20 protein-coding genes are annotated in these 26,228 nt (G+C 52.5%); 9 read left to right on the top strand and 11 right to left on the bottom strand.

All coding sequences use genetic code 11. The annotated features are described in order from the left end of the window. Window positions 1-66: 66 nt before the first annotated feature. Window positions 67-3,432 (top strand): transcription-repair coupling factor, encoded by a 3,366-nt coding sequence (gene mfd, locus DCC81_RS05070; RefSeq protein ID WP_108685495.1) that lies wholly within the window; start codon window positions 67-69, stop codon window positions 3,430-3,432. A gap of 266 nt (window positions 3,433-3,698) precedes the next feature. Continuing rightward, window positions 3,699-4,361 (top strand): SIMPL domain-containing protein, encoded by a 663-nt coding sequence (locus DCC81_RS05065; protein WP_165806441.1) that lies wholly within the window; start codon window positions 3,699-3,701, stop codon window positions 4,359-4,361. A 73-nt stretch (window positions 4,362-4,434) separates the two neighbouring features. Here DCC81_RS05065 and DCC81_RS05060 read toward each other — a convergent pair whose 3' ends face one another. From DCC81_RS05060 to DCC81_RS05035, 6 genes are all read right to left on the bottom strand, one after another. Further along, the gene (locus DCC81_RS05060) at window positions 4,435-4,920 is read right to left on the bottom strand and encodes a hypothetical protein (protein WP_133177548.1); all 486 of its coding nucleotides are present in this window, start codon (window positions 4,918-4,920) and stop codon (window positions 4,435-4,437) included. A 131-nt stretch (window positions 4,921-5,051) separates the two neighbouring features. Further along, the gene (locus DCC81_RS05055; RefSeq protein ID WP_133177547.1) at window positions 5,052-5,507 is read right to left on the bottom strand and encodes a hypothetical protein; all 456 of its coding nucleotides are present in this window, start codon (window positions 5,505-5,507) and stop codon (window positions 5,052-5,054) included. Between the two features lie 23 nt (window positions 5,508-5,530). Further along, window positions 5,531-6,070, bottom strand: coding sequence for a hypothetical protein (locus DCC81_RS05050; RefSeq protein ID WP_108685491.1), 540 nt, complete (start codon window positions 6,068-6,070; stop codon window positions 5,531-5,533). Between the two features lie 65 nt (window positions 6,071-6,135). Then, window positions 6,136-6,669, bottom strand: a complete 534-nt coding sequence (locus tag DCC81_RS05045) for a hypothetical protein (protein WP_108685490.1) — start codon at window positions 6,667-6,669, stop codon at window positions 6,136-6,138. Between the two features lie 167 nt (window positions 6,670-6,836). Further along, window positions 6,837-8,819: a DNA topoisomerase (ATP-hydrolyzing) subunit B gene (gene gyrB / locus DCC81_RS05040; protein WP_108685489.1), complete on the bottom strand. Its 1,983-nt coding sequence runs from the start codon at window positions 8,817-8,819 to the stop codon at window positions 6,837-6,839. 171 nt (window positions 8,820-8,990) lie between these two features. Beyond that, window positions 8,991-10,670, bottom strand: coding sequence for a hypothetical protein (locus DCC81_RS05035; protein WP_133177546.1), 1,680 nt, complete (start codon window positions 10,668-10,670; stop codon window positions 8,991-8,993). A 245-nt stretch (window positions 10,671-10,915) separates the two neighbouring features. Between DCC81_RS05035 and DCC81_RS05030 the strand changes: the two genes are divergently transcribed. Further along, window positions 10,916-11,833, top strand: coding sequence for a helix-turn-helix domain-containing protein (locus tag DCC81_RS05030; RefSeq protein WP_133177545.1), 918 nt, complete (start codon window positions 10,916-10,918; stop codon window positions 11,831-11,833). Window positions 11,834-12,501: 668 nt separating this feature from the next. On the opposite strand, the gene DCC81_RS05025 is transcribed toward DCC81_RS05030, so the two are convergent. Further along, window positions 12,502-13,248 (bottom strand): carboxypeptidase-like regulatory domain-containing protein, encoded by a 747-nt coding sequence (locus tag DCC81_RS05025; RefSeq protein ID WP_165806440.1) that lies wholly within the window; start codon window positions 13,246-13,248, stop codon window positions 12,502-12,504. 149 nt (window positions 13,249-13,397) lie between these two features. Here DCC81_RS05025 and DCC81_RS05020 point away from each other — a divergent pair, with 149 nt between their 5' ends. The 4 genes from DCC81_RS05020 to DCC81_RS05005 all read left to right on the top strand — a co-directional run bounded on the left by DCC81_RS05020 (window position 13,398) and on the right by DCC81_RS05005 (window position 20,311). Then, entirely contained in the window at window positions 13,398-14,336 is a 939-nt protein-coding gene (locus DCC81_RS05020) for a ribose-phosphate diphosphokinase (RefSeq protein WP_108685485.1), read from the top strand. 374 nt (window positions 14,337-14,710) lie between these two features. Continuing rightward, window positions 14,711-15,103, top strand: coding sequence for a GNAT family N-acetyltransferase (locus tag DCC81_RS05015; protein ID WP_240612899.1), 393 nt, complete (start codon window positions 14,711-14,713; stop codon window positions 15,101-15,103). 160 nt (window positions 15,104-15,263) lie between these two features. Then, window positions 15,264-18,842 carry a SusC/RagA family TonB-linked outer membrane protein gene (locus DCC81_RS05010; protein ID WP_108685484.1) on the top strand — a complete coding sequence of 1,193 codons (3,579 nt, stop codon included), beginning with the start codon at window positions 15,264-15,266 and terminating at the stop codon, window positions 18,840-18,842. An 11-nt stretch (window positions 18,843-18,853) separates the two neighbouring features. Further along, window positions 18,854-20,311: a SusD/RagB family nutrient-binding outer membrane lipoprotein gene (locus tag DCC81_RS05005; RefSeq protein ID WP_108685483.1), complete on the top strand. Its 1,458-nt coding sequence runs from the start codon at window positions 18,854-18,856 to the stop codon at window positions 20,309-20,311. A gap of 226 nt (window positions 20,312-20,537) precedes the next feature. Here the strand turns inward: DCC81_RS05005 and DCC81_RS05000 are convergent, their stop codons facing one another. The 4 genes from DCC81_RS05000 to dtd form a co-directional block, all read right to left on the bottom strand. Continuing rightward, window positions 20,538-21,968, bottom strand: coding sequence for a glycine--tRNA ligase (locus tag DCC81_RS05000; RefSeq protein ID WP_108685482.1), 1,431 nt, complete (start codon window positions 21,966-21,968; stop codon window positions 20,538-20,540). Window positions 21,969-22,127: 159 nt separating this feature from the next. Then, a complete protein-coding gene (locus tag DCC81_RS04995; protein ID WP_108686466.1) occupies window positions 22,128-23,216 on the bottom strand; it encodes a YihY/virulence factor BrkB family protein in 1,089 nt (362 codons plus the stop codon). 55 nt (window positions 23,217-23,271) lie between these two features. Beyond that, a complete protein-coding gene (locus DCC81_RS04990) occupies window positions 23,272-23,601 on the bottom strand; it encodes a nucleotide pyrophosphohydrolase (RefSeq protein ID WP_108685481.1) in 330 nt (109 codons plus the stop codon). A gap of 5 nt (window positions 23,602-23,606) precedes the next feature. Further along, window positions 23,607-24,059, bottom strand: coding sequence for a D-aminoacyl-tRNA deacylase (gene dtd / locus DCC81_RS04985; RefSeq protein ID WP_108685480.1), 453 nt, complete (start codon window positions 24,057-24,059; stop codon window positions 23,607-23,609). A gap of 155 nt (window positions 24,060-24,214) precedes the next feature. Between dtd and arfB the strand changes: the two genes are divergently transcribed. Together arfB and DCC81_RS04975 are read left to right on the top strand one after the other, a co-directional pair. Further along, on the top strand, window positions 24,215-24,619 hold the full coding sequence (gene arfB / locus DCC81_RS04980; protein WP_108685479.1) for an alternative ribosome rescue aminoacyl-tRNA hydrolase ArfB: 405 nt from the start codon (window positions 24,215-24,217) through the stop codon (window positions 24,617-24,619). 132 nt (window positions 24,620-24,751) lie between these two features. Beyond that, a complete protein-coding gene (locus DCC81_RS04975; RefSeq protein ID WP_133177544.1) occupies window positions 24,752-26,188 on the top strand; it encodes an MATE family efflux transporter in 1,437 nt (478 codons plus the stop codon). The last annotated feature ends 40 nt before the right edge of the window (window positions 26,189-26,228 follow it).

The raw sequence follows: 26,228 nt of genomic DNA, 5'->3' as shown, positions 1-26,228 counted from the left end.
CAGCCATTCACACCGCGGCCGGCAGGCTATTTGTGTGCCAGTGAAATACAGTATCTTTGCGTCTTCATGAATCTACAGGCCGTTTTACAACTGTACCAACGTGATACCCGCCTGCAAACGCTGGTGAAAGGGATACATATGCCCGATCCGCAATATTTCCAGCTCACCGGCTTACATGGCAGCGCCGCATCATTCGTATCCGTAGGTACCTGGGCACAATCTGATGCCAACCATCTTTTTATTCTCAACGACAAAGAGGAAGCCGCCTATTTCCAGAACGACCTGGAACACCTGAGCCAGGCCCTCGATATTTTCTACTTCCCAGACTCTTTCAAGAAAACAGGCATATTCTCGGAGTTTAACAACAGCCATAGTATGTTGCGCACCGAAGCCCTCATGCGCTTCTCCGGTACCCAGGCCCACAAAAAAGTGCTGGTGTCTTACCCGGAAGCGTTGTTTGAGAAAGTAGCCGGCGCCAAGGCTTACAATGCCAACATGGTGCAGCTCAAAGTAGGCGATGTGCTGAAAATAGACCCGCTGCTGGAAAAGCTGGTCCAGTGGGGCTTTGAGCACGCCGACTTTGTGTATGAGCCCGGGCAGTACGCCGTGCGCGGGGGTATCCTGGATATTTATTCCTTTGGCAACGACAAGCCTTACCGCATAGAACTGTTTGGAGATGATATTGACTCCATCCGCCTCTTTGACCCGGAAAGCCAGCTCAGTGAGCGCAAACTCACGCAGGTGACCCTCATTGCCAACATGGACACCCATGCAGCAGATCACCTGAAAACCTCCCTGCTGGAATTTCTGCCGGCCAATACCGTGGTGTGGATGAAGGACCCGCAATACATCCGGGAAGTGCTGCAAACCATGGAGATCCGCCTGGCAGACTGGCTGGCCACCGGCAACTCCACCCGCACTACGGACGAGGAAACCCTGCACCTGAAGGAAAGTGATTTTGTGCCCGCCGGAGAACTGTTCCGCCAGATCCTGGAGCACCACTGCATTATCTTTGGCAGCAAGCCCCTGCCGGAAGATGGCCTGCGCAACGTACAGCCCCTTGCTTTTGATACCAGCGACCAACCGGTGTTTAACCGCCAGTTTGATATGCTGATCAAAGACCTGGCAAAACATAACGCTAACAAATACACGCTGTTCATCTTTGCAGAGAACCCGCGCCAGCTGGAACGCCTGCGCAGCATCTTTGAAGACCTGAAGGCGGACTTTGTTTTCTACCCCATTCCCACGCCCATCAGCGCCGGTTATATTGACCACGCGCAGAAAATACTGGTGTATACGGATCACCAGATCTTCCAGCGCTACCACAAGTTTAAGCTGAAGCAGGCCTACAACAAGAACAAGGCCCTTACGCTGAAAACCCTGCGGGAGCTGCAATCCGGCGATTATGTGACGCATATAGACCATGGAGTGGGTGTGTACAGCGGCTTACAGAAAATAGAAGTGAATGGAAAAATGCAGGAAGCTATCCGCATTGTGTATAAAAACAATGACCTGCTGTATGTGAACATCAACTCCCTGCACAAGATCAGCAAGTACACCGGCAAGGAAGGCCAGGAGCCCCGCGTGAACAAGCTGGGCAGCGATGCCTGGGATAAGCTGAAAGAAAAGGCCAAGACCCAGGTAAAGGATATTGCCAAAGACCTCATTAAACTGTACGCGGCGCGCAAGGCCCAGCAGGGCTTTGCCCACCAGCCGGATACTTACCTGCAAACGGAGCTGGAAGCATCTTTCCTGTACGAGGATACGCCAGACCAGAGTAAAGCCGTGGCAGATGTGAAGCGCGATATGGAATCATCGTCCCCCATGGACCGCCTGGTGTGTGGCGATGTGGGTTTTGGTAAAACAGAAGTAGCCGTGCGCGCGGCCTTCAAAAGCGTGGTGGATGGCAAGCAGGCCGCCGTACTGGTGCCCACTACCATCCTGGCTTTCCAGCATTACAAAACCTTCTCCGACCGCCTGAAGGACTTCCCCTGCACGGTGGATTACCTGAACCGCTTCAAATCTGCCAAGCAGAAAAAAGAAACCCTGCAACGCCTGGCGGAAGGCAAAATAGATATCATTGTAGGCACCCACGCGCTGCTCAGCAAAGACGTGAAGTTCAAAGACCTGGGCGTGCTGGTGGTGGATGAGGAACAGAAATTTGGTGTGAGCGCCAAGGAAAAGCTGAAGCAATGGAAAGTGAACGTGGACACGCTCACCCTAACGGCTACGCCTATCCCAAGAACACTGCAGTTCTCCCTCATGGGTGCACGGGATCTTTCCATCATCAATACACCGCCGCCTAACCGGCAGCCTATTGAAACGGAAGTGCACGTGTTTGACCAGGAGCTGATCCGCGATGCCATTTATTATGAAACGGAGCGTGGCGGCCAGGTATATTTCATTCACAACCGGGTGCAGGGCCTCCGGGAAATGGCAGGCCTCATCCAGGGCCTGTGCCCGGACCTGAGCATCGGTACCGCCCACGGCCAGCTGGAAGGCCATGAACTGGAAACGGTGATCATGGATTTCATAGACCGCAAATATGATGTGCTGGTGTGCACCAACATCGTGGAAAGCGGCGTGGATATTTCCAATGCCAATACCATCATCATCAACAACGCCCACCACTTTGGCCTTAGCGACCTGCACCAGCTCCGTGGGCGCGTGGGCCGCAGTAATAAAAAAGCATTCTGCTACCTGCTGGCGCCTCCCATCAGCAGCCTGCCGGCAGACAGCCGTAAGCGCCTGCAAACCCTGGAACAACACAGTGAGCTGGGCAGCGGTTTCCAGATAGCCATGCGCGACCTGGACATCCGCGGCGCGGGCAACCTGCTGGGGGGTGAGCAAAGCGGCTTCATTGCAGAAATAGGTTTTGATATGTACCAGAAGATCCTGGACGAAGCCATCCGCGAGTTGAAGCATACGGATTTCAAGGAGCTGTTCAAAGACCAGATAGAAGAAAAGAAAGACTTTGTGAGCGACTGTACCATTGATACAGACCTGGAGATCCTCATCCCGGACAGCTACGTAGAAAGCATCCAGGAGCGTTTGAACCTCTACCAGGAACTGGACAATATTGAAACAGAAGAAAAGCTCAAAGCCTTTGAAGCCTCGCTGGCAGACCGCTTTGGCCCCATCCCTGCGCCGGTGTACGACCTGTTCACCACCATCCGCTGCCGCTGGTGTGCCATTAAACTGGGCTTTGAAAAGATGATCCTCAAGGATGAAACCCTGCGTTGTTATTTTATCAACAACCCGGATTCCCCCTACTTTGAATCGCCCACTTTCAATCATATCCTGCACTACATTCAAACCCGCACTAACAATGCGAAGTTGAAGCAGGCAGGCAAAAACTTTTTGCTCACTGCCACCCGCATAAAAAGCATGACAGAACTGTATGACCTGATCAGCGGAATGGCAAAGCGGTAGCAGATAGCAGGCTATACTTATTATCTACTACAGATCTTCAAGGGCTGCGGCGTAATGCCGGCAGCCCTTTTTGTTGTAACTTTTGTGCAGGTATTTCGTTTAGAGAACTGTGCTGTACATTTTTTTTACTGTACTTATGGAATGCAACTATGAACACGCATCCTGTTAGCAAATGATCAAAGCAATCTTTCTGTTAAAAAAATCTTAAACAAACGCATATGAAAAAGGGTTTATTAGCATTACTCGCCATCCTAACAATTAACACTATGAGCTGGGCACAAAGCAATGATAAAACACCGCCGGTAAAAAAAATATCCGTCACCGGCAGCGCTGAATCTGAGATCACGCCAGACATTATCTACTTTGACATTACACTGCATGAGTACAAAAACAGAAATTCAAAGGTAGACATCAGCACCCTGGAAAAACAATTACAGAAAGCCGCACTGGACGCCGGTGTACGGTCATCAGACTTCACCATTGCCAATGTGTATGGCTTCAATGGTGACCAGTGGTGGAAGAAGAAAAAAGACCCGGACTTCATGGCCCGCAAAACCTACCGCCTGAAGCTGTCTAAGCTGGATAAGATCAACGAGATCCTCGCTGCCGTGGATGACGAAGGCATTGAAAGCGTAAGCATTTCTTCCTATGAGTACAGCAAGATGGAAAGCCTGCGTAAAGAAGTAAAAGAAAAGGCTATCCAGGCTGCCAAGACCAAAGCGGCTTACCTGGCCGCCGCTATTGATGAGCAGATAGGTGGCGCCCTGGAGATCCAGGAGCTGAACACTGACAACTACTCTGATGTACGTCCCGTGATGTACAACACCATGGTAAGAGCTGCTGCTGCACCGGCTGCAGACATGCCTTCCATTGATTTCAAGACCATCAAGGTGCGTGCAGAAGTAAATGCAACTTTCTTTATTAAGTAACTACGTACCTTGTACACATAAAGTGGGCGTCTCAAAATGCTGAGGCGCCCACTTTTTATTTAGGTACTTGTTGCTATAACTCCGCGCCGATGCCTGTTTTTGTCACCTGCGCTTTCAGCTGCCCGTTCTCATAGAAATCTGCTTCATCAAATTTAATGCGACTGGGGATCAGTATCACCATCGCCACGCGCGAGCTGGTATCGGTATTATTGAGCAGGGTATCATTATAGGCTACCCGCAGCTTTTGATCTTCCAGGTGGATGCCGGTAATGTGAATGCCGGCATGCGGGGTATGGAAATCACGGATAATGCCCAGCACCTTGTTTTGCTGGAATATGGTGGGCGTAAGGCGGGTACGGGTATTCAACGGGCGGAAGAGGCTTTCAAAACCTGCCTGCTGGTCCAGCACCACGTAGCGGGCATCCTGTTCCAGGTCCACATCGGGACGGGGTGCATAATCCGGCATCAGCTGGTAATGGATAGTGCGGCCACCATCGCCACAGGCGCTGAAAAGGCCCGCCAGTAGTGCGCCGCCCAGGAGGAAGATCATTATTTTCATGGCCGCCGTATTTAGTGAAGGATAGGCGGATACAACGGCCATTTTCATGCCAGCATGTGGCCGGTGGAAAAGCATTAACAAAAAAGCCCTGCCGGGTGATGGCAGGGCCGTGGACAGTAAAATGAGCTGCCTTAGTAGGTTACGTTAAACTTACCCTGGGAAATAGTCTTGCTTCTTTCGTTGTGGAACACCTGGCCACTGAAAGTACCGGCGGCGTGCACACCATCCAGCTGGGTAAGGTTCACTTGCACTGAATCGCCTATCCAGGTGGTGGCAATGTCCGCCTGCAGGATACTGTCTGCAAACACCATGGAACCATAATAAGTGCCGGGGCGGGCATTGGCAGAATCCAGCGGGAGGAACAGGATCACGTTCTGGGCAAAATTGTTTGTAAGGCCCCGCACCTCCAACGCTTTTTTCCCCATGGTGTCCATCATGATGGCGTCACCACCTTTGCAATTGTATTGGGCAGAATCGAGAAAGAACGAAAGGCTCACAACAGGAGCCGTCGTTGCAGCCTTCTGGCAGGCAGTAATGGTAACGATAAATGCCAGCACCAGTAAGGGCAGAAAGCGGAAGAGACGCATAGGTGTATGGTTAGAGTGAGAGTTTAATTTCCTTTTGCTACGGTAGACAGGTTAATGCGGAACTGGCCACCGGTCACCTTCAGTACCTGGTCCTGGTTAGTGGTAGATGCCACCTCACCGGAGAAGGTGCCTTCCAGCACCTTGCCATCAGCCTTGCTGATCTGGATCACGGAGTAGTGTGATGTATTTGATTGGTAGAAATCCTCACCACCCAGTGCCGGGACCCAGTTAATGCCATCCGTGGCATAGGCAGTATCGCCATAATTGCCCGCCACCACCTGGCCTTTGCGGAAGGTAACGGAGAGGGTGATCTGGCCTGCATTGGCAGCTGCACTGGTAAGGCCGGTCAGCACGTACAGGGAGTCTGTCTGGTTCACTTCCTGGTCTGCCACCGCTGCGGTGCTCAGTTCCAGCCTGGTAGTGGTATAAGCTTTCCCGTCCAGGGTAAAGGCCACCGTATTATCTGCCACCGTGGGGGTGGAAGGTTGGTCATTGCTGTCTTTCTTACAAGCAGCAAACAAGGCGGGCAGGGCGCACGCCATCAGCAGATGCCTGGTTTTCATAGGGCTATATTATTAGCATTCCGAAGATATATAAAATAATCAAATACCAATATTAAATAATGTGTTTACAGGCGCTGGTGCACGATATAGGGTGATTTCAGGTCCACCTTAAACTGCCCGCTGGTGAGCTCCACGGTCTTGGTACCGTCTGAGGTGTAGGCCAGTTTGCCGCTGAAGGTGCCTTCGATAAAGCTGCTGTCGGACCGGGTCAGGTTAATGGTGATGCCATATTGGGGTGTGGTGGCGTAAAAGTCGCGCGCATTGAGGGTTTCAGACCAGTACATGGCATTTTCCGCGTCCGTGGTATTGGTATACTCACCGGCGGGCAGCTGGCCATTGACCGTGTTAATGTAGAGGCCTACCTGCTGGCCACCGCTCATAGGGCCGCTGATCTCGTAGGCCAGGTTGGTCACCTGGTCTGTGCTGCGGGCCGTGATGGTGTCAATGAACATTACAAAGTCTTTGGAACTGGAGGTGTAGCTTTTGCCATTTACGCTCACGGTCAGCGTGTTAGCCGATCCGGGCTTGTCTTCGTGATCTTTTTTACAGGCGGAAAGGCCCAGTACACAGAGGGCCACTAATAGCAGTGGGTTTTTCATAGGATACGGTTTTTATCGGGTAGGCCCATCCGGGGCATCCAGACAAATATATGAAATGCATAATATGAATGCAATTTAATTTCCCCTGCGGCCAATGGGCTCCAAAACGAAACGCCCTTCCGCGGCAAGTGGAAGGGCGCTCTTTATAGAAAAACTGTTGTTACCGGTTAGGCATCAATGCGGGCATATTTCGCATGTGATTCGATGAACTCACGGCGGGGCGGCACCTCGTCACCCATCAGCATACCAAATACGCGGTCTGCTTCAGAGAGGCTTTCAATGGTCACCTGTTTCAGGGTGCGCTTGTCCGGGTTCATGGTGGTTTCCCAAAGCTGCTCAGCGTTCATTTCACCCAAACCTTTATAACGCTGTACCACTACGCTGTCTTCCTTACCGCCAGCAGCCAGCTTGGTAATGGCGGCTTTGCGCTGGGGCTCATTCCAGCAATAGATCTGGTCCTTGCCTTTCTTTACCAGGTACAGGGGCGGCTGTGCCAGGTACACATATCCCTGGTCTACCAGTGCGCGCATGTAGCGGAAAATGAAGGTGAGGATCAGGGTGGCAATGTGGCTTCCGTCCACGTCGGCATCTGTCATGATCACCAGCTTGTGATAGCGGAGTTTTGCCAGGTTCAGGGCCTTATCATCTTCTTCTGTGCCAATGGTTACGCCCAGGGCGGTGAAGATATTCTTGATCTCCTCGTTCTCATAGATCTTATGCTCCATGGCCTTTTCCACGTTCAGGATCTTACCACGGAGGGGCAGAATGGCCTGGTAGTTACGGTTGCGGCCCTGCTTGGCGGTACCACCCGCCGAGTCACCTTCGACGAGGTAGAGCTCACATTTTTCAGGATCGTTATCAGAGCAGTCGGCCAGCTTGCCGGGCAGGCCGGAGCCGGTCATCACGCTCTTACGCTGTACCATCTGGCGGGCCTTGCGGGCCGCCTCGCGGGCCTGTGCTGCCAGCACTACCTTGTTGATGATGGTCTTAGCCTCACGGGGATGCTCTTCCAGGTAGGCGTCCAGCACCTGCGCCACTGCGCTGTCTACCACGCCCATTACGTCGGAGTTACCCAGCTTGGTTTTAGTCTGGCCTTCAAACTGCGGCTCGGGCACCTTTACGCTGATAATAGCGCTCAGGCCTTCGCGGAAGTCATCACCGGTCACCTCTACCTTGCTCTTTTCAAAGAGCTTGTTCTTATCGCCATAAGACTTGAACACACGGGTAATGGCGCGGCGGAAGCCTGCCACGTGTGTACCGCCTTCAATGGTGTTGATATTGTTTACGTAAGAGAAAATGTTTTCGCTGAAGGAATCATTGTACAGCATGGACACCTCGATGGCTACGTTGGTACCGGCATCGTGGGCCTCAATGGTGATAGGCTGGGGTACCAGCGGGTTGCGGCGGGCGTTCTTGTCCACCATGATCACAAATTCCTGCAGGCCACCTTCACTGTAGAAGGTTTCGCTCACGGGGTGGCCGGCATCGTCCAGCTCCCGCTTGTCTGTGAGCACAATGCGGATACCGCGGTTCAGGAAAGCCAGTTCGCGCAGGCGGCCGGCCAGGATCTCCCGGTTATACGTGGTGTCCTTGAAGATCTCCCCATCGGGTTTGAAGTGCACCGTGGTTCCGGTGGTATCAGCCTCCCCGATCACGCGCACGGCGTATTGGGGAATACCGGCGCGGTACTCCTGTTCAAAGATCTGGCCTTCGCGGCGCACGGTTACATGGCAGGGGTCAGACAGCGCATTCACGCAGCTTACACCCACCCCGTGGAGACCACCGGAAACCTTGTAGGTATTCTTGTCAAATTTACCACCGGCGTGGAGCACCGTCATTACCACTTCCAGGGCGGAGCGGCCTTCTTTGGGGTGCATGCCCGTAGGGATACCACGGCCATCATCCACTACCGTGATGGAATTATCTTCGTTGATGAAAACTTCAATGTTTTTGCAATAGCCTGCCAGGGCTTCATCGATAGAGTTGTCCACCACTTCATAAACCAGGTGGTGCAGCCCCTTGACCCCGATATCACCAATGTACATGGCAGGACGCTTGCGCACCGCTTCCAAACCTTCCAATACCTGGATACTTCCAGCATCGTAACCACTATTTCCAGCAGGGGGAGTTTGCACTAATTCTTCGCTCATATTTGGATTTAAAATGCTTAATTGAATAAAACGGTGTGAATTGTGCAAATATAAGCTATATGGGGCTATTAACCATGAACTTTAAGGGGTTTTTCAGCCTGTTTTCACCCCTTTAACAAACCCTTGCAAACCCGCTCCTGCTGCCGGCTGATATCGGGCACTGCCGGGCCGCTAAGTGATACTTTTCAGCAAGCCGCTCCCCGCGGTTTGCTTGATGCCTTTAAAGATGGTCTTCCATACCAGGTTAAAGAAAGATTTATGCGGGTCCCTATCCATTTCCACGATGGCAGCCGCCGGTACAACGCCCTTATCCGGGCTGTTATTTTTGAGGCCAAACGCATTGGCCAGGAAGGTGGCCAGGCCCGACCTCTTTGCATGCTTTGTGTCTTCCTTTTGCTGCAGGAAAGTGACCTTGAGACTGTCGTACTTAAAGTCCACGGTACCGGCTGCACGGTATTGGTTCCCGCTCATATTGAAGGCCAATGAATGCACCTGGAGAGCGGCGATCTCTATCCGGTTCAGCGGGCGCACAATGGGGTTCATGCGCCGCCCGTCCAGGTTTTTCAACACCCCGCTCAGACGGAAGGCGCCTGCGGAGTCATTGATCGGGAAATCAAAACGGGCACTCAGGTCGCCCTGGCCCATCAGGAGGGCGTGTAGCCGGACCACCAGTTGGTTGTCTTTTTTTAGCGAAGTATCTATGTTCGTAATGTTGGTCAGCACGCCACTGGCGTGTTTAAAATCCAGCACCCCGGTTTCGCCGGTTTTGGGACTTACCTCCCGGTATTGTACGTCTATTTCTTTTGCGATCATGGTGTCCAGCTGCAAGGGCACGCCCAGGCGGGCCAGGACCTGGTTGGGATGCTTGCCATACTTGGGCTTCGGGTCTTCCGGCAGGTTGCGGTTGTGGTACACATGCACCATACCGCTGCCCACGTGCATACTGCGGGCCAGCAGGTTACCTTCCATCAGGGAATAAGGATCGCAGCCATGGATGCGCACCTGGTTGAAGCGGATATTGAAACGGTCGTTCTGGAAATGCAGGTGTTTATCAAACTCCGCGTAGTCATACATGGGCTCCAGGTGGAAGCTGTCGATGCGCAGCGTTTGTGCGGCAGCGTTATAGTGCAGCTCATGCACTTTCATCCAGTACATACTGTCCTTGGAGCGGTACTTATAATCTTTGAGGTCAATGGTGAAATTACTGCTGTAGAGGTAGCGCGTAGGATCACGCTGGGCTACAGAGTCCACCAGCAGGTCCTCCACGCGGATGTCCAGCTTATTTACCTGCATGCTCATTTGCTTTGCGCCGGGCCGGTCAAAGGTGTAGAGCATATTGGTATTGAGCAGTTGCAGGCGCCCGATGCGGATCTCTTTCAGTTGCCGGGACATGGCCTGGTAAAAGCTCCGGGGAGCGGAAGTGTCTTTGGTGCGGGTATCTACATGCATCACCAGGGCGGGTGCTGTGAATACGAGGGCGCTGGCCACGATCTTCTTTTCCCGGAAATACTGCCATGCCGAAAAGCCCTGCAGGTCTATCTTATCCGCCGCCACAGCGCAATAGAAAGGCCTGGCGCGCTGCTGCTCCTGCAGGTGATGATAGCGGGCGGTGTCTGGTACAAGGCTAATTTTATGCAGGGTGAGGTCTCCCCCCAGGATATCCAGGTCCATACTGGCATATTGCAGGGAATAAAGACTGTCTGTCATTTGCAGCACGTAACTGTGCAACTGGTGCTGCAGTTCGCGCCGCCAGTGGTAGCCGGTATACCAGGCCGCGCCTATCACTACCAGCAATATGCCTGTAAAACCAACTGCAACTTTTTTCCAGTGTCTTTTAGAAAATTGTACCATATCCATATCACTATTGGGGTACCAATACCATACCACCGGGACACAGCCGTAGTTTCCACGCTAACCGTTGCTTAAATGATACAGGTTGCTGATTATGACAAACCCAAGACCGCCCCCGTTACCTGCCAAACACCCAAATCCTTAATTTTACACTCCAGTCGCACGCACTGTCACTCATTTGTCAAAGCATGCATGCATTTCACAGCATCGCTTATATTTGTGAGGATTTTAATTACAGTTAGGCTTTGAAAGACGTACAGGAAATATTAACGATGGCCATTCCCCAGCCTGCAATGAGTGATCAGTTGCAGCTGGCGGAAAGCAGTGCCGTGGCCGTGCCAGACTGCATGGAATTTGAACTGCAGCGCTTTACCTACGATGTGCCCCTGCCGGTGGAGGACGTGGCCATGGTGGTGTACCAGCCCGCCAAACGCGGGCAGGCCGCTACGATAGAGCTGCGCTACTGCGTGAATGGCAGCAAGTACTGTAAGAACCCTGCCTGCACGGATAGCCTCTGCGCAGAGCACAAGGGTAAGTGCAATGAAAAAGATCCTTCCCTGGACCTGGTAACCCTGCGTTTCCAGCCCACCTTCATACAAACCTTACAAAAAGGCGCCACCAATTTCTCTTTTGAACTGAGCGGCAAAAAGCCCTTTGTGAAGACCCTGCAGCCGTGCAACAAGAGCAAGGCCGTGCTGGAGCAGATGGTGCACCACAATTATGAAGGCATTCTCAAAAATATTTTCCTGCAAAGCAAGGCCCTGGAACTGCTGCTGTTCAGCTCCGACCAGTTCATCAGGAACGATACGGAAGAGCGTTACGGCTGCCGTTTCCTCACCCAGCTGGAAGACCGGGAAAAGATCATCAAGGCCCGCGAGATCCTGCTCCAGCAGCTGGATGCGCCTATCACTATCCGTGACCTGGCCCGTAAGGTAGCGATGAACGAGTGTTACCTGAAAAAAGGCTTTAAGGCCATGTATGGTACCACCATTTACGATTACTTCCAGAAAGAGCGGATGGAGAAGGCCCGTGGCCTGCTGTATGAACAGGGCATTTCCGTATCGGAGGTGGCCATGCAGATGGGGTATTCCTGTATTTCCCACTTCTCTACCGCGTTCAAGAAACACACTGGCCTGAAGCCGTGTGAACTGCTGCTCCGGTAGGTTGCCGGCGCGTTCCCGACAACAATTTCCGGCAGTAACGAAGGCTTTTAGCGTCAACTTTCAAATAGGGATAATTTCCAAACGTAAACTGGTTTTCAACGGTTTGTGTTTGGAAATTGTTGTTTGGGGGATGTTCTATGCGGTGTTTGAAAATGGTGGGTGCCTGAAGCCGGAAATGGCGGGTTGGAAATTCCCTTTTTGATTATTGGTTTTCCCGAATTGAAAAGCGAAAGCGGATAAAGCGGCGTTATTTTGTATCACGAAGTCAAGGATATACATCCCCGCTTCCAATAAGCTTCCTTATTAGATTTGACCATTGGGAATGCGTAGGGCACCAGTAAAGCCATTACAACATTGCCGCGTATCCACACCATGAGTACGTTGCATGCCATACGCTTTCTTCAAAGTAATTGCATAAAAACTGGCCGTCATTTTTTAATGACGGCTTTCCTTTTTTTAGCCTAACAGTGCGAAGGCCACTTGCTGCAAATAGTGCCAGTCAGGCACTGTGAAGATGAACACTATCCCATAGTAGTGCCCAATGCCATTGAAGCCATCAAAATGAAATGGAGGAATGGGCCTTGAGAATAAAGACCCGGTCGGAGAAGTGGCCGGCAAAAATATTTCGCCGGAATCAGGCAGCGCTGCCGAAGTATTGTTATCCTGATTTACTGTACCCCTGCCGTAGAATCTTTCGGGGCCTGGGCCTCATTGCGCTTATACTGCTCAAAGGACTGCTTGATGTATAGCAGCAGGTCATAATCCGTAGCTGTTTTGAGGAAGTCGTACGTGGGGTGGTATTTCTGCATGAAGCTATCCAGTTCCGGGGGCTCCAGCTTGGTCATGCGGGCCACCAGGTCCGGGTTGTAGCGGTAGTCTACAAATTTCTCCTGTTCAAACGTTACCAGGGTGTTCTGGAAATGCTCTTTCTGCTTGCGGGCCTTGCTGGGCACCAGGTAGGAAAGGGCCGTGATCGGGCTGCTGGGCAGTGTTTTCAGCACATCCATGGCGCCGGGCTTATGGTAGTTGAAGTACTTGCCATACTCCTGCCGGTTGGCAATAGAATCCTGGTGATAGTTGCGGGATCTCACGGTAGCCTGGTTCAGGTCGTAGATGCGGCGGTTCATGTAGATGATCATGCTGCCCGCTGCGGGGATCACTTCGTGCTGGGCGGCGTAGCCGAGCATGGTGAACACCAGTGTATCGCCGGGCTCACCCTGGATAAAGAAACGCCCGTTTTCACTGGAAAGGGTGCCTTCTTTGGTGCGGAGATTCTGGATGGTCACTGCAGGCAAGCCGGTCTTGGCCTCCATATCAGCCACCATCCCGGAAACCCTGATCTGTGCATGTGCAACCTGTGTGCCTGCCAGTGAAACAAATATTAGCGCTACGATATAGAAAAACAGGCGACTCATGCTCATAAGTAATCTTGTAAATATAGTGCTCCCATCCTAAATAAAACGTTAAAAGTGCCCGCAGGGCGGGCCTTGGAAGCCTGCGTCTTTCCGGGAAAGCGCAAAATTCGGGTAAATAATTAATTATATTTACGCCCTAGTCAAATCTTATGCCGCAGCCGATCGTATTTGCTTCACAGCGTTATCAATATTTACGGGACGACCTGCTGCTCCACGCGGGGCTGCAGTGGGAACCCGGCCAACTGGCCATCCACAACTTCCCGGACGGGGAACATTACCACCGCATTCTTTCCAACATCCGCAACCAGCCGGTGATCCTGCTGGGCGGCACCATAGACGACCAGGAAACCCTGGAGCTCTTCGACCTGGCCAATGGCGTAGTACAGTGCGGCGCCTCTTCCCTCCACATTGTGATCCCCTTCTTTGGCTACTCCACGATGGAGCGCGCCGCCAAGCAGGGCGAAATCGTAAAGGCCAAGAACCGTGCGATCCTCTTTTCCGCCTTGCCCCAGACATCACAGGGCAATAATATTATTATGCTGGACCTGCATGCAGAAGGCATCTCTTATTACTTTGACGGCAACATCCGCCCCGTGCACCTGTACGGTAAAAGCATCGTGGAGGAGGCAGCCCTGGAGCTTTCCAAAGGGGAAGACTTTGTGCTGGCCAGTACCGATGCAGGCCGCGCCAAGTGGGTAGAGTCGCTGGCCAATGACCTGCATGTGCCCGCAGCATTTGTTTTCAAGCGCCGCATTTCCGGCGAGGAAACGCATGTAACCGCTATCAGCGCGGATGTAAAAGACAAGATGGTGATCATTTATGATGACATGATCCGTACGGGTGGCTCCCTGCTGCATGCCGCCAATGCTTACAAACAAGCGGGCGCAAGAGAAATAAATGTGATCACCACTCATGGCCTTTTCTCCGGCGGCGCCTTTGAAAAGATCAAGAAGAGCAACATCATTAAACGGGTGATCTGCACCAACAGCCATCCTGCCGCACTCGCTATTAAGGACCCCATGCTCCGTATAAAAACAGTGAGCGAGTTGATCATTTCTTACTTCCGCGATATTGGCATGCACGGTTAACAGTAGATAACATTTGTTAACTATCCTGCTGTTTTATTTTACCAATTAATGTTGAGACCCGCCACCACTACCCTCCTTTGGGTAGTGGTAAGGCCGCGTTGGCCTGATCTTTGTACCCCCATCCCAAATTTGTTTTTCAATACTGCTTGTGCCCAATAGGGGTTTGCACCTGTTTTTTGCGTGTTACTGTTTAGCAGTATGTAACCATTTATTAACGTTGTTTGCTGCTTTGTATTTGGTAAGGAATACGAACCGTTTCGTCTGTGAGCAAAGACATGCTATACTGTGCAGATTTTTACGAAAAACCTTTTTTTAATTTTTTCCTGATGTTTAGTTTTCGTGTACTTGTTTATGGAAGTAAAGCATATGAAGACATGGTTTCCCTTCGGGATGCAATACTCCGTAAGCCGCTGGGGCTAAGCTTTTCGCCGGAATACCTGGCCCGTGAGAAAGATGATATACTGATAGGCGGCTTTACTACCACACACCCGGAGCGCATGGTGGGTTGCTGCATCTTATCGCGCGTGGATAACAACACGGTGCAGCTGCGCCAGATGGCCGTAGCCAATGAGTACCAGCAGCAGGGTGTGGGCAGTGACCTTGTTGAATTTGCGGAAGCGCAGGCCATCAGCGCCGGTTACAAAACGCTGATGATGCATGCCAGGAATGTGGCCCAGGGCTTTTACACGAAACTTGGCTACCAAACAGTTGGACCAGAATTTGAAGAAGTAGGCATTCCTCATTACGAGATGCGGAAAAACCTTTAGTGCCAGCACCGGTCCTCATTTGTCCCGGAGAGTAACAACATGCAACCATATCACTTAACGCAAAAACCTTTTGTGTTACCCCTGCATGTGCCTCCCGCACTTACCTCCCGAATAAACACAAATCACATAAACAAGAATTGTAACCAAACCTGATTGACTAATGAGAAAAAATGTACTGATGCTATGCGGCATGTGCGGCATGCTGTTATCGTACACGGCCAGTATTGGCGCGCGGACGAACAGGGTCGGCACATCCACCGCAACGCGATCGATCGGCCAACTGCGAGATACCACACCATCCAACACGGCTTCCCCGGTAGTGATCACGCCCCAAAAGGCGAATGCTGATACTACCAAACCCGCCACTGCAACCCCCGTGGTGATCTCGCCAAATAAAACCGCCGGCGCTGACACGACCAAACCTGCTACAGATACGGCATCCAAAGGCGGTGTGGTCATCACGCCCAAAACTGCGGACAGCAGCAACACCGCGGCCCATAGCGATACCACGCGCCCGAAAAATGATACCGCCCTCATCCTGCCCCCGGACCCCGCCACTGCAGCGGCCACCGCCGGGCAGTTCAACCTCCGCGGCTCCGTGTCGGAAAACAATGCACCCGTACCCGGTGCACTGGTGGTGAACAAAACCACGCACGATACCACTACCACGGACGCTTCCGGCCAGTTTACCATCAAAGCCTCTATCAACGATACCCTGCTGGCCAAAGCCATCGGGTTCAATGAGCAACAGGTGAAAGTGGAAAAACGCACACCACAGGATATTCCCCTTACCACCACGAAGAGCACTGCCAAAACACTGAACACCGTAGTGGTAACGGCTTTGGGCATACAAAAGAATTCCCGTTCCGTAGGCTACGCCATTGCAGAAGTAGGTGGCAATGCCGTGCAGGAAGCCAAGGAAGTGAACTTTGCCAATGCCCTTTCCGGGAAGCTGCCCGGCCTGCAGGTGAATACCAATTCCGGGTCCATGGGTGGCTCTACCAAGGTGAATATGCGCGGTACCAAATCCATCCTGGGTAATAACAATGCCCTGTTTATCGTAGATGGGGTGTACCTGTTTAACAACAATACCAACCAGGCCGGCCAGCAGAATGGCGGTGGTGGTTACGACTATGGCAGCGCCCTGGCAGACATCAACCCGGAAGACATTGCCAACGTTTCTGTACTGAAAGGTGCCGCTGCTACTGCATTGTACGGCAGCCGCGGCGCAAACGGTGTAGTGTTCCTCACCATGAAAAAAGGCCCGGATACGGAAAAAGGCATTGGTGTTACCTACAGTCTCAACGCTCAGATGGATGAGGTGTATGTACTGCCCAAATACCAGAATCAATACGGCGGTGGCGCCAATGGCTTCGATACCCTGTATTACAACGAGCACCCGGAAGCCTTCCTCAGCGAAAGCGCCGCCACTTATGACGATAACAATGGCAAGGGCCGTTATGACCTGCTGCCGCAGTACTCCCAGGATGCCAGCTGGGGCCCCAAACTGAACGGGCAGATCATCCGCCCCTACTGGTCGTGGGACAAGGATAAAGGCAACCCCGATTTTGGTAAAACGGATAAGTGGGTAGCCCATCCCAACAACGTGCGCGACTTTTACCGCAAAGGCTTCACCATCACCAACAACGTAGCGTTTGCGGGTCGCAATGAGAAAGGCAGCTACCGCCTTTCTTACGGCAATATGAACCAGAACTTTATCCTGGCCAATTCCGGCCTGAAGCGCAATAACGTGGCCTTTACGGCTAACTACAACCTGCAGAAAAACCTGCACGCCGTAGCGTCTGTAAATTACTCAGACCTCCGTGCGCTGGGCAGGCCGGGCACCGGCTTTACCGGGCCTAACCCCACCCTGCAGTTTACCATGTACGGGCAGCGCCAACTGGATATCGAGAAAGAAAAAGAATATGCTTACGCGGACGGCTCCCAGCTCACGTGGAACCGTACTTCCTGGGACAATCCCAAGCTCTCCTCCAGTAATGGCCCTTACTGGAACCGCTACCGGGATTACGAGACCGACAGCCGCACCCGCACTTACGGCTATGCAGGCCTGGACTATGAGCCCATGAAATGGCTGCAACTAAGCGCCCGCGTATTCATGGACAGCTATAACACGCTGGAAGAAGAACGCACGGCAAAAGATTACGTGGTGGGCGGCTACATTAAACGCGAGCGCCAATCGAGGGAAATGAACTACCAGCTGACCGCCGCTTTCAAAAAGGACTTCAGCAAATCACTTTCCTTTAACGCGCTGGTAGGTGGCAACATCATGAAGCGCACCTGGAGCGTGCTGGGTGGCAGTACTGTGGGTGGCCTCATCCAGCCAAACGTGTACAACCTGAATAACTCCGCACAGCCCGCACAGATCATTGACAACCCGTACGAAAAGCAGGTGAACTCCGGCTTTGCTACCGCCTCCCTGGGGTTTAAGAACCTGCTGTTCCTGGAAGTATCCGGCCGTGAAGACCGCAGCTCCACCGTACCGGACCCATATTTCTATCCCTCCGCCTCGCTTTCTTTTGTATACAGCGACCTGCTGAAACAATGGAAATGGCTGGACTACGGCAAACTGCGCGTGAGCGCCTCTTCCGTGGGTAGCGATACAGACCCGTACAACATTTTTGATACGTACAACTTCCTGCCGGTGTATGGCACCTTCCCCATCACCAGCCTGAGCACCACCAAGAACAATCCTGATCTGAAACCGGAACGCACCCGTGAAATTGAAGCGGGTACGGAGATCCGCTTCCTGAATGATCATATTGGTATTGACTTCACCTATTATGACCGCCATACCAAGGACCAGATCATCCCGTTCAATATTACGCCCACTACCGGCTTTAACGCCACGTTTGTAAACGCAGGGGAAGTAAGCAACAAAGGTTTTGAGGTGGGGCTGTCGCTCAATCCCATCCGCCTGAAGAACAGCTTCCGCTGGGATATCACGGCAAACATTGCCCGCAATAAGAACCTGCTGCTGAACCTGAACATTCCACAGTACGGCCTTACCGCAGACCAGATCACCGTGGGTACAGACCGCAGGACCAATAAAGTGTCCGTGGTGGCCAAACCTGGCTATGCCCTGGGAACCCTGGTGGGCACGGACTACACGTACCTCAATGGCCAGAAAGTGGTGGATGACAACGGCTTCTACGTTCCCTCTTCCGACCTGAAAGTGCTGGGCAATGCCAATCCCGATTTCTTTGGAGGCATTAACAACGCCTTCTCCTATAAGGGAATTTATCTCTCCGCACTGGTGGACTTCCAGCATGGAGGCGATTTCTTCTCTTACACCAATATGTACGGCGGCGTGTCCGGCCTGCTGGACTTTACCGCGGCCAACGGCATCCGGGAAAATGGCGTAGTGAACCCCGGTGTACATGCGGATGGTACGAAGAACAGCACGGTGATCACGGCCAAAGACCACTTTAACCAGGACTTTGGTAAGTTCATCAGCAAGGCAAACTTCTACGACGCCAGCTACTGGTACCTGCGCGAAGTGAAGCTGGGTTACGACCTCCCGGAGTCTGTGTACAGGCACATTGGCGCACAGCGTGCCCGCATTTCCCTCTACGGCCGCAACCTGTGGTTGATCAAGAGCAATGCACCGAACGTGGACCCGGCAAACCTGATCAACTCTGATTCCAACATCCAGGGCATTGAAGGTGGTGCACTGCCTTCCGTGCGCTCTTACGGGCTTAACCTCAATGTTTCATTCTAATACTAACGGTAATGATTACACGAAAAATACTTTATAGTCTCGGCTTCTTGCTGCTGGTGGGCCTTGCTGCCTGCAACAAGTTTGACGAAATGAACCACGACCCGTCCAAGTCGGGCAGCACACAGCCGGAATACCTCTTCACCTATGGCGAGAAAAATGCCATGGACCTGATCTACGCCGGTACGCAAAACGGGAGCATCGGTATGCTGTATGCACAATACTGGACCGGCGACCAGGCAAACTCCAGCCGCTATGCCCTGGACGAAGGCAGTAACAATGCCTTATGGAGTGGCCTGTACATCACGGTAAACAACCTGCAGGAATCCATCCGCCTGAACCGCCTGCGCCAGGCGGATGTTCCTGCTGCTAAAAACCAGATCGCGTGCGCCTGGGTAATGAAAGCGTGGATCTACCAGATCCTGGCCGATGCCTATGGCAATATTCCTTTCTCGGAAACCAATAACCTCAGCAAGACCATCACGCCGAAATATGATGATGCTGCCACTGTGTACAAACAGCTGACAGACACCCTGCAGGCGCAGATTGCCCTCATGGATGAAACCCTGCCCGGCTTTGAAACCGGCGACGGTATTTTCAACGGTGACATGGCGAAATGGAAAAAGCTGGCCAACTCCCTGCTGCTGCGCATTGCCATGCGGGAAGTGGATGTAAATGCGGATGCGCAAAAGATCATTGAAACAGCGGCACCCAATGCGATGACGAGCAATGCAGACAACGCCGAGTTCAAATACCTGGGCGTGGACCCGAATGCATTCCCGTTCAACAACTCACAGCGTGAGATCATCCAGTACTATGTATCCTCCACGCTCACGGATTATATGCGTAATACCCACGATCCACGCCTGCCGGTATACGCCCGCCCTGCGACCATCCCGGATACCATCAATGGCATGCGCTACGGCTGGTCTGAAAGCGACCCGGACCGCAAGGCCGCCGGCTATTACTCTTACCCCGGCAGCAAAGTATACTCCGCCAGCATGCCCGGCATCCTGATGCAGTATGCAGAAGTGGAGTTTATCCTGGCAGAAGCAGCCGCCCGCGGCTTCGCCACCGGGGATGCAGCCACCCACTACAACAACGGTGTAAAATCGTCCGTCAGCTACTGGGCCGACACCTCCGCCGCTAATAATTTCCTGGCCAATGTGCCTTACACTGCCGGCGACTGGAAAAACGTGATCGGCACCCAGAAATGGCTGGCACTTTATCCACAAGGCCTTCAGGGCTGGTTTGAACGCAATCGCCTGGACCCGAAAAAGCCCAATGGTGACAGCCTTTTCCTTGCTCCTTACAACAGTATTGAAGATGGCTCCGTAAAATTTGTACCCTACCGCCTCAGCTATCCCAAGTCGGAACAAACCCTTAACGCCGCCAGCTACCAGTCAGCAGTGCAGGCCATGGGGGGCACAGACACACAGGGCAGTAAGAAGTTGTGGTGGGATAAGTATTAAAAATTGTACAACGTACAGCGTACAACGTACAACGTACTCTCAGCCGCTTGTTAATACAATGGCCTGAAATGCAGTATCCATCTGCATTTCAGGCCATTTAAATTATATGCATAAAAAAGGCCGTAGCTATGCATTGCATATTTACGGCCTTCGCTATTTTATCCGCTGTACGCTGTACGCTGTACGCTGTACGCTGTACGCTGTACGTTGTACGTTGTACGATCAATTAAAACATCGTAGCCTTCATCACCAGGTCACGCACAGCGGACATGTGGATGCGCTCCTGCTCCATAGAGTCACGGTAGCGGATGGTTACGGTGTGGTCTTCTTTGGTCTGGTGGTCTACCGTTATGCAGAAGGGAGTGCCGATGGCATCCTGGCGGCGGTAGCGCTTACCAATGCTGTCCTTTTCCTCGTAGTAAGTATGGAAGTAAGGTTTGCATTCATCGATCAGTTCCTGGGCCAGTTCCGGCAGGCCGTCTTTTTTAGTGAGCGGGAACACGGCGAGTTTAATGGGGGCCAGCATAGCAGGGATCTTCATCACCACGCGGCTGTCCTGTTTATCTGCAGTGCTCAGGTCCTGTTCTTCGTAAGCAGCGCATACGGTCAGCAGGAACATACGGTCCAGGCCTATGGAAGTTTCAATTACATAGGGGATATAGTTCTGGTTGATCTCGGGATCAAAGTACTGCTGTTTTTTGCGGCTGTATTCCTGGTGTTGTTTCAGGTCAAAATCGGTGCGGGAGTGGATACCTTCCACTTCCTTGAAGCCGATCGGGAATTCAAATTCGATGTCTTCTGCCGCATCCGCATAGTGGGCCAGCTTGATGTGGGGCTTGAAGCGGTATTTTGCTGTATCAAAGCCCAGGCTCTGGTGCCATTTCATACGGGCTTCTTTCCAGTGCTGGAACCACTCCTGCTGTGTGCCAGGCCGTACAAAGAACTGCATTTCCATCTGCTCAAATTCGCGCATGCGGAAAATGAACTGGCGGGCTACGATCTCGTTGCGGAAGGCTTTACCGGTTTGCGCAATACCGAAGGGGATCTTCATGCGGCCGGTCTTCTGTACGTTGAGGAAGTTCACAAAAATACCCTGTGCGGTTTCGGGGCGCAGGTAGATCTCGCTGGCTTCATCGGTAACGCTACCCAGCTGGGTGGAGAACATGAGGTTGAAGTTGCGGATCTCGGTCCAGTTTACCGTGCCGCTCACGGCGCAGGCAATCTTTTTTTCTTCGATGAGGGCTTTCAGACCGGCAAAATCATTTTCCTTCAGCAGGTCATCCATCTGTGCCAGCACCGCGGCTCCTTCTGCTTCCGGCAGTGTATCGGCGTACGCCTCGATCAGGTGGTCTACGCGGTAACGTTTCTTACTGTCTTTATTATCGATCATGGGATCGCTGAAGCTATCCACGTGGCCAGACGCTTTCCAGGTGGTGGGGTGCATGAAGATGGCCGCGTCAATACCCACGATATTGTCGTTCAGCTGGGTCATGCTTTTCCACCAGTAATCACGGATGTTTTTCTTAAGCTGGGCACCGTACTGACCGTAGTCGTACACGGCACTGAGGCCCTCGTAAATTTCACTGGAAGGAAATACGAAGCCATATTCTTTACAATGCGAAATGATCGCCTGGAAATTGTTCTGATCTGTTGCCATAAGGCAGCAAAGATAATGGCAAAAAGCAAAAAAGTCAATTTGCCCCATGGGGTGGCAAAAATGGCCTGAATGCCGCCAGGACAGGGCATTTCACCAGATGCTGCGTAAGGGAATGGAAAAATCATTGACACAGGCAACAAAAATCCACTGAAACCTGCTTCAGGGCCTGGTTTGCTGCTGGTCAGGGCTTTCATGGGGCAGGTGTTCCGGCGGGGCTGGCGGGTGAAAGCCCTTGGACGGATCCGCAGTGACCAGGGTTGCGTCCCCCGGCTTCAGGGGACCGGGCGGCATGGGAATGCGCTCAACCGGCTTAACCGCCGCCAGGCTGTCCAGCGCTTCGGTCGATTCTTCTGCGACCTGTTTTACCCACACGGCGTACTCATTGGGGTAAATGCGGGCCCCGCGGTAAGCCACCCAGCAGCGGGTAAATTCTGCCCCAAAGTACAGGATGGCCGCCGAGTAATATACCCAGAGCAGGATGATCACAATGGAACTGGCGGCCCCGTAAGTGGTACCTACTTTGCTCATACCCAGGTAAAACCCGATGCCAAAGCGCCCCAGCATGAACAGCACCGCGGTGGTCATCGCCCCTACCATTACGTGTTTCCATTGAATACGGGCATCCGGCAGGATCTTAAAAACGCAGGCAAAAAGCGTTGCCACCACCAGCAGGGTAATGGCCATATTCACTACATAAACCAGTACCACGGTGATCTCCGGGAACAGGTAAGTGAGCCGGGTGCTCAGCAACTCGATGAGCCCATTGAGCATCAGCGACACCAGCAGGATAAAGCCCATGCTCACGATCATGGAGAAAGATAACAGGCGGTTGAGGATGATCTTGATGAAACCATTCCTGGGCTTGGCTTTCAGCTGCCAGATCATGTTGATGGAGTCCTGGATCTCGCCAAACACAGTCGTGGCACCAATGAGCAGCGTCACGATTCCCACCATCGCGGCCAGGGTGCCGTGGTTAGAGAGGGCGGCGCTTTTGATCATATCCTGGATCTGGAGGGCGGCCTGGTTGCCTACCAGCCCTTTAATGCGGCCATATACGATGCCGTCCACTGCGGCCCGCCCTACAAATACGCGGAGCAGCGTAGTGATCACGATGATCATGGGCGCAATGGAAAAAATGGTGTAGTAGGCCAGTGAGGCGCTTAATTTCAGCACCTTGTCTGTCATGAAATTAGCACCGGCCTGCCGGAGTACCTGCCAATAGGCTTTTACAGAAAAAGGCTGTTTCATATGCTGGAGGAAAATCAAAAACGAAGCCAGCGCTGCAACGCCGGGCATCCTGCGCCTAGCGCTTTAATTTATCATTCTCGATGTGGCGGTTCGCGTCACGGATATTCTTCTTGTCGAAATTCTTTTCCAGGGCCACCGTCATGTCTATGCCCGTCTGGTTGGCCAGGCAGAGCACCACCCACATTACATCTGCCAGTTCATCGGCCAGCTCTTTCTTCTTATCGGATTCCTTACTGGATTGGTCACCATACTGGCGGGCAATGATGCGGGCCACTTCCCCCACTTCTTCGGTGAGGATGGCCATGTTGGTCAACTCGCTGAAATAGCGCACCCCCGTGGTGCTGATCCAGCTGTCTATTTTTTCCTGGGCTTCCTTGATGGTCATGGATATTATTCTTTTGCTTTGGTATCAATGAGGATGGTTACCGGTCCATCGTTGAGCAGCTGCACTTTCATATCTGCCCCGAAAATGCCGGCCGGCACGGGTTTGCCAAGATCAGCGGCCAGCGTGCTTTTCATTTGCTCGTACAAAGGGATGGCGGTATCCGGTTTGCTGGCGCGGATATAGGAAGGGCGGTTGCCTTTCTTCGTGGCGGCAAACAGGGTAAACTGACTCACAATTAAAATGCCACCGTCTATGTCTTTTACAGACCGGTTCATCACACCGGCATCATCATTAAAGATGCGCAGGTTCACGATCTTGGCGCTCAGCCACTGGATATCTTCCGCCGTGTCACTGTCTTCTATGCCCAGGAGGACCAGCAGCCCCGCTGCTATCTGCCCGGTGATCTGGCCATTCACGGTAACAGAGGCCTGGGTAACTCGCTGAATAACTGCCCGCATAGCGCAATGATAATGAAAAAAGGCATTGAGCCTACGCCCTGCACTGCCCGGTAGTGAATAAATCCGTAAGAAGGTTTTATGATGATGAAATAATGACTAAGGGATTACGCTTATCTTGCCATAAATATAACCCAACAAATTATAAATTTACAAATATGATTCCCTTCATATCGCCCGAGGAAATTACCTTCCGCACCGCGCGCAGTGGCGGCAAGGGCGGGCAGAACGTGAACAAGGTGGAAACCATGGTAGAAGGCTACTTTGACATACAAAACTCCCCCTCGCTCACGGATGCCCAGAAAACCTTACTGCTGGAAAAGCTGCAGAACAAGCTCTCCGCGGACGGGCAACTGCTGGTGAAATCGCAGGAAGAACGCACTCAACTGGGCAACAAGCAGAACGTGGTACGCAAGATCAACGGGCTGGTGCGCCAGGCCCTTACCCCCGTGAAGAAGCGGGTGGCCACCAAACCCAGTAAAGCCGTGAAGGAAAAGCGCCTGGACTTTAAGCGCAGGCTGAGTGAGAAAAAGCAGAACCGCCGGGGCTATCCGGGGGAATAAAGTAACTTTGATCAAAACTTTAGGGAATTGAGCATCAAACAACTGGCGGGTCAGACGGTTTTTTACGGAATAAGCAACATAATCAGCAAGTTTTTAAATCTCTTACTTACCCCATTTTATTTGCTGGTGTTGATGGACACCGTGTCTTTCGGGGCCATGTCCAGCGTATACGCCTACATTACCTTTATCAATGTGATCCTCACTTATGGGATGGAGACCACTTTCTTCCGCTTTGCCAAGCAGGGCCAGGAAAGAGCGGTGCTCAGCACTTCCATGATCTCCCTCATTGCCAGTTCCACCATTGCCTTCATCCTGTTCATGCTGGTGCGCACCCCGGTGATCAATTCTCCCCAGGGCGTGATGGCCGGGCTTACCGGGCATCCCAGCTACTACCTGTACATTGTCCTGGTGCTGTGTTTTGATGCCGTAACGGCCATTCCCTATGCGCAGCTGCGCCTGGACGGGCGCCCGGTGCGCTATGCCATTATCCGCATTGCCAATATCCTTACCAATATTTTCTTCAACGTATTTTTCCTGTGGCTGGGGCCCAAGCTGCACGCCAGCGGGGTGCCTTTCATGCCCCATCCCACCACCGGCGGTGAGCAGATCGGCTACATTTACCTGGCCAATGTAATGGGCAGCGGCATGACCCTTCTGCTCTTCCTGCCCCAGATCCTGAAGATAGACTGGAAGATCAACTGGCCGCTGTGGAAGCAACTACTGCAATACTCCCTGCCCCTGGTGGTGTTTGGCCTGGCCGGTATGGTCAATGAAACCCTGGACCGTGCCTGGTTCCTGCCCACCTACCTGCACATGCCCCTGCATGAAAAGCAGGAGGCGCTGTCTATTTACAGCGCCAATTACAAGATGGCCATCTTCATCACCATGTTCATACAGGCGTTTAAGATGGGGGCAGAGCCTTTCTTCTTTAAACAATCGGAGGGCCAGAACCCACAGAAGGTGTATGCCCGTATCATGAAACTCTTCGTGGTGCTGCTTTGTGTGATGTTCCTCTTTGTGAGCCTCTTCCTGGACATCTGGAAAATATTCCTGGTAAAGAACAAGTTTTACCAGCAGGGGCTTTTCATTGTACCGGTATTATTGCTGGCCAATGTATTCCTGGGCATTTATTATAACCTTACCATCTGGTTCAAGATCACAGACCGTACCCGCACCGGGGCGGCCATCACCATTATTACCGCGCTGCTGGCCTGGGGCTGTAATGCATGGTGGATACCCAGGATGGGCTATTTTGGCGCGGCGCTGGCCACCATGGTGTGCTACCTGGTCCAGATGGTGATCTGCTGGGCCCTGGGGCAAAAATATTACCCCGTGCCTTACCACCTGCCCCGCATCCTCACTTACATCGGGAGCGCCGTGGTGGTGTATTATTTCTTTGCATGGCTTACCAACCACCTGCTTTCACCCGGCGCTCCATACGCCCTTACCCCGGCCACCCTGGGCACCGGCCTGCTGTTCTTCTTTGCTTATCTTTGGTTTGTACTGAAAATGGAGAAAAGAGAATTTGCCAAACTCCCGTTTGTGGGCAAATACATCGGTAAATTGTAGCAAAATGGCGGGTGGTGACACCCGCCATTGCCCTATTCAT

Source organism: Chitinophaga parva (assembly GCF_003071345.1).
In the GTDB taxonomy this organism is placed as follows: Bacteria; Bacteroidota; Bacteroidia; order Chitinophagales; family Chitinophagaceae; genus Chitinophaga; species Chitinophaga parva.
Note: the sequence above shows the minus strand (reverse complement) of the source record. Positions and strands in the feature narration are given on the sequence as shown.

Coding starts and splice junctions, on each gene's coding strand:
- mfd (WP_108685495.1), top strand. CDS start 67: ATGAATCTACAGGCCGTTTTACAACTGTACCAACGTGATACCCGCCTG.
- DCC81_RS05065 (WP_165806441.1), top strand. CDS start 3,699: ATGAGCTGGGCACAAAGCAATGATAAAACACCGCCGGTAAAAAAAATA.
- DCC81_RS05060 (WP_133177548.1), bottom strand. CDS start 4,920: ATGAAAATAATGATCTTCCTCCTGGGCGGCGCACTACTGGCGGGCCTT.
- DCC81_RS05055 (WP_133177547.1), bottom strand. CDS start 5,507: ATGCGTCTCTTCCGCTTTCTGCCCTTACTGGTGCTGGCATTTATCGTT.
- DCC81_RS05050 (WP_108685491.1), bottom strand. CDS start 6,070: ATGAAAACCAGGCATCTGCTGATGGCGTGCGCCCTGCCCGCCTTGTTT.
- DCC81_RS05045 (WP_108685490.1), bottom strand. CDS start 6,669: ATGAAAAACCCACTGCTATTAGTGGCCCTCTGTGTACTGGGCCTTTCC.
- gyrB (WP_108685489.1), bottom strand. CDS start 8,819: ATGAGCGAAGAATTAGTGCAAACTCCCCCTGCTGGAAATAGTGGTTAC.
- DCC81_RS05035 (WP_133177546.1), bottom strand. CDS start 10,670: ATGGTACAATTTTCTAAAAGACACTGGAAAAAAGTTGCAGTTGGTTTT.
- DCC81_RS05025 (WP_165806440.1), bottom strand. CDS start 13,248: ATGAGTCGCCTGTTTTTCTATATCGTAGCGCTAATATTTGTTTCACTG.
- DCC81_RS05020 (WP_108685485.1), top strand. CDS start 13,398: ATGCCGCAGCCGATCGTATTTGCTTCACAGCGTTATCAATATTTACGG.
- DCC81_RS05015 (WP_240612899.1), top strand. CDS start 14,711: ATGGTTTCCCTTCGGGATGCAATACTCCGTAAGCCGCTGGGGCTAAGC.
- DCC81_RS05010 (WP_108685484.1), top strand. CDS start 15,264: ATGAGAAAAAATGTACTGATGCTATGCGGCATGTGCGGCATGCTGTTA.
- DCC81_RS05005 (WP_108685483.1), top strand. CDS start 18,854: ATGATTACACGAAAAATACTTTATAGTCTCGGCTTCTTGCTGCTGGTG.
- DCC81_RS05000 (WP_108685482.1), bottom strand. CDS start 21,968: ATGGCAACAGATCAGAACAATTTCCAGGCGATCATTTCGCATTGTAAA.
- DCC81_RS04995 (WP_108686466.1), bottom strand. CDS start 23,216: ATGAAACAGCCTTTTTCTGTAAAAGCCTATTGGCAGGTACTCCGGCAG.
- DCC81_RS04990 (WP_108685481.1), bottom strand. CDS start 23,601: ATGACCATCAAGGAAGCCCAGGAAAAAATAGACAGCTGGATCAGCACC.
- dtd (WP_108685480.1), bottom strand. CDS start 24,059: ATGCGGGCAGTTATTCAGCGAGTTACCCAGGCCTCTGTTACCGTGAAT.
- arfB (WP_108685479.1), top strand. CDS start 24,215: ATGATTCCCTTCATATCGCCCGAGGAAATTACCTTCCGCACCGCGCGC.
- DCC81_RS04975 (WP_133177544.1), top strand. CDS start 24,752: ATGGACACCGTGTCTTTCGGGGCCATGTCCAGCGTATACGCCTACATT.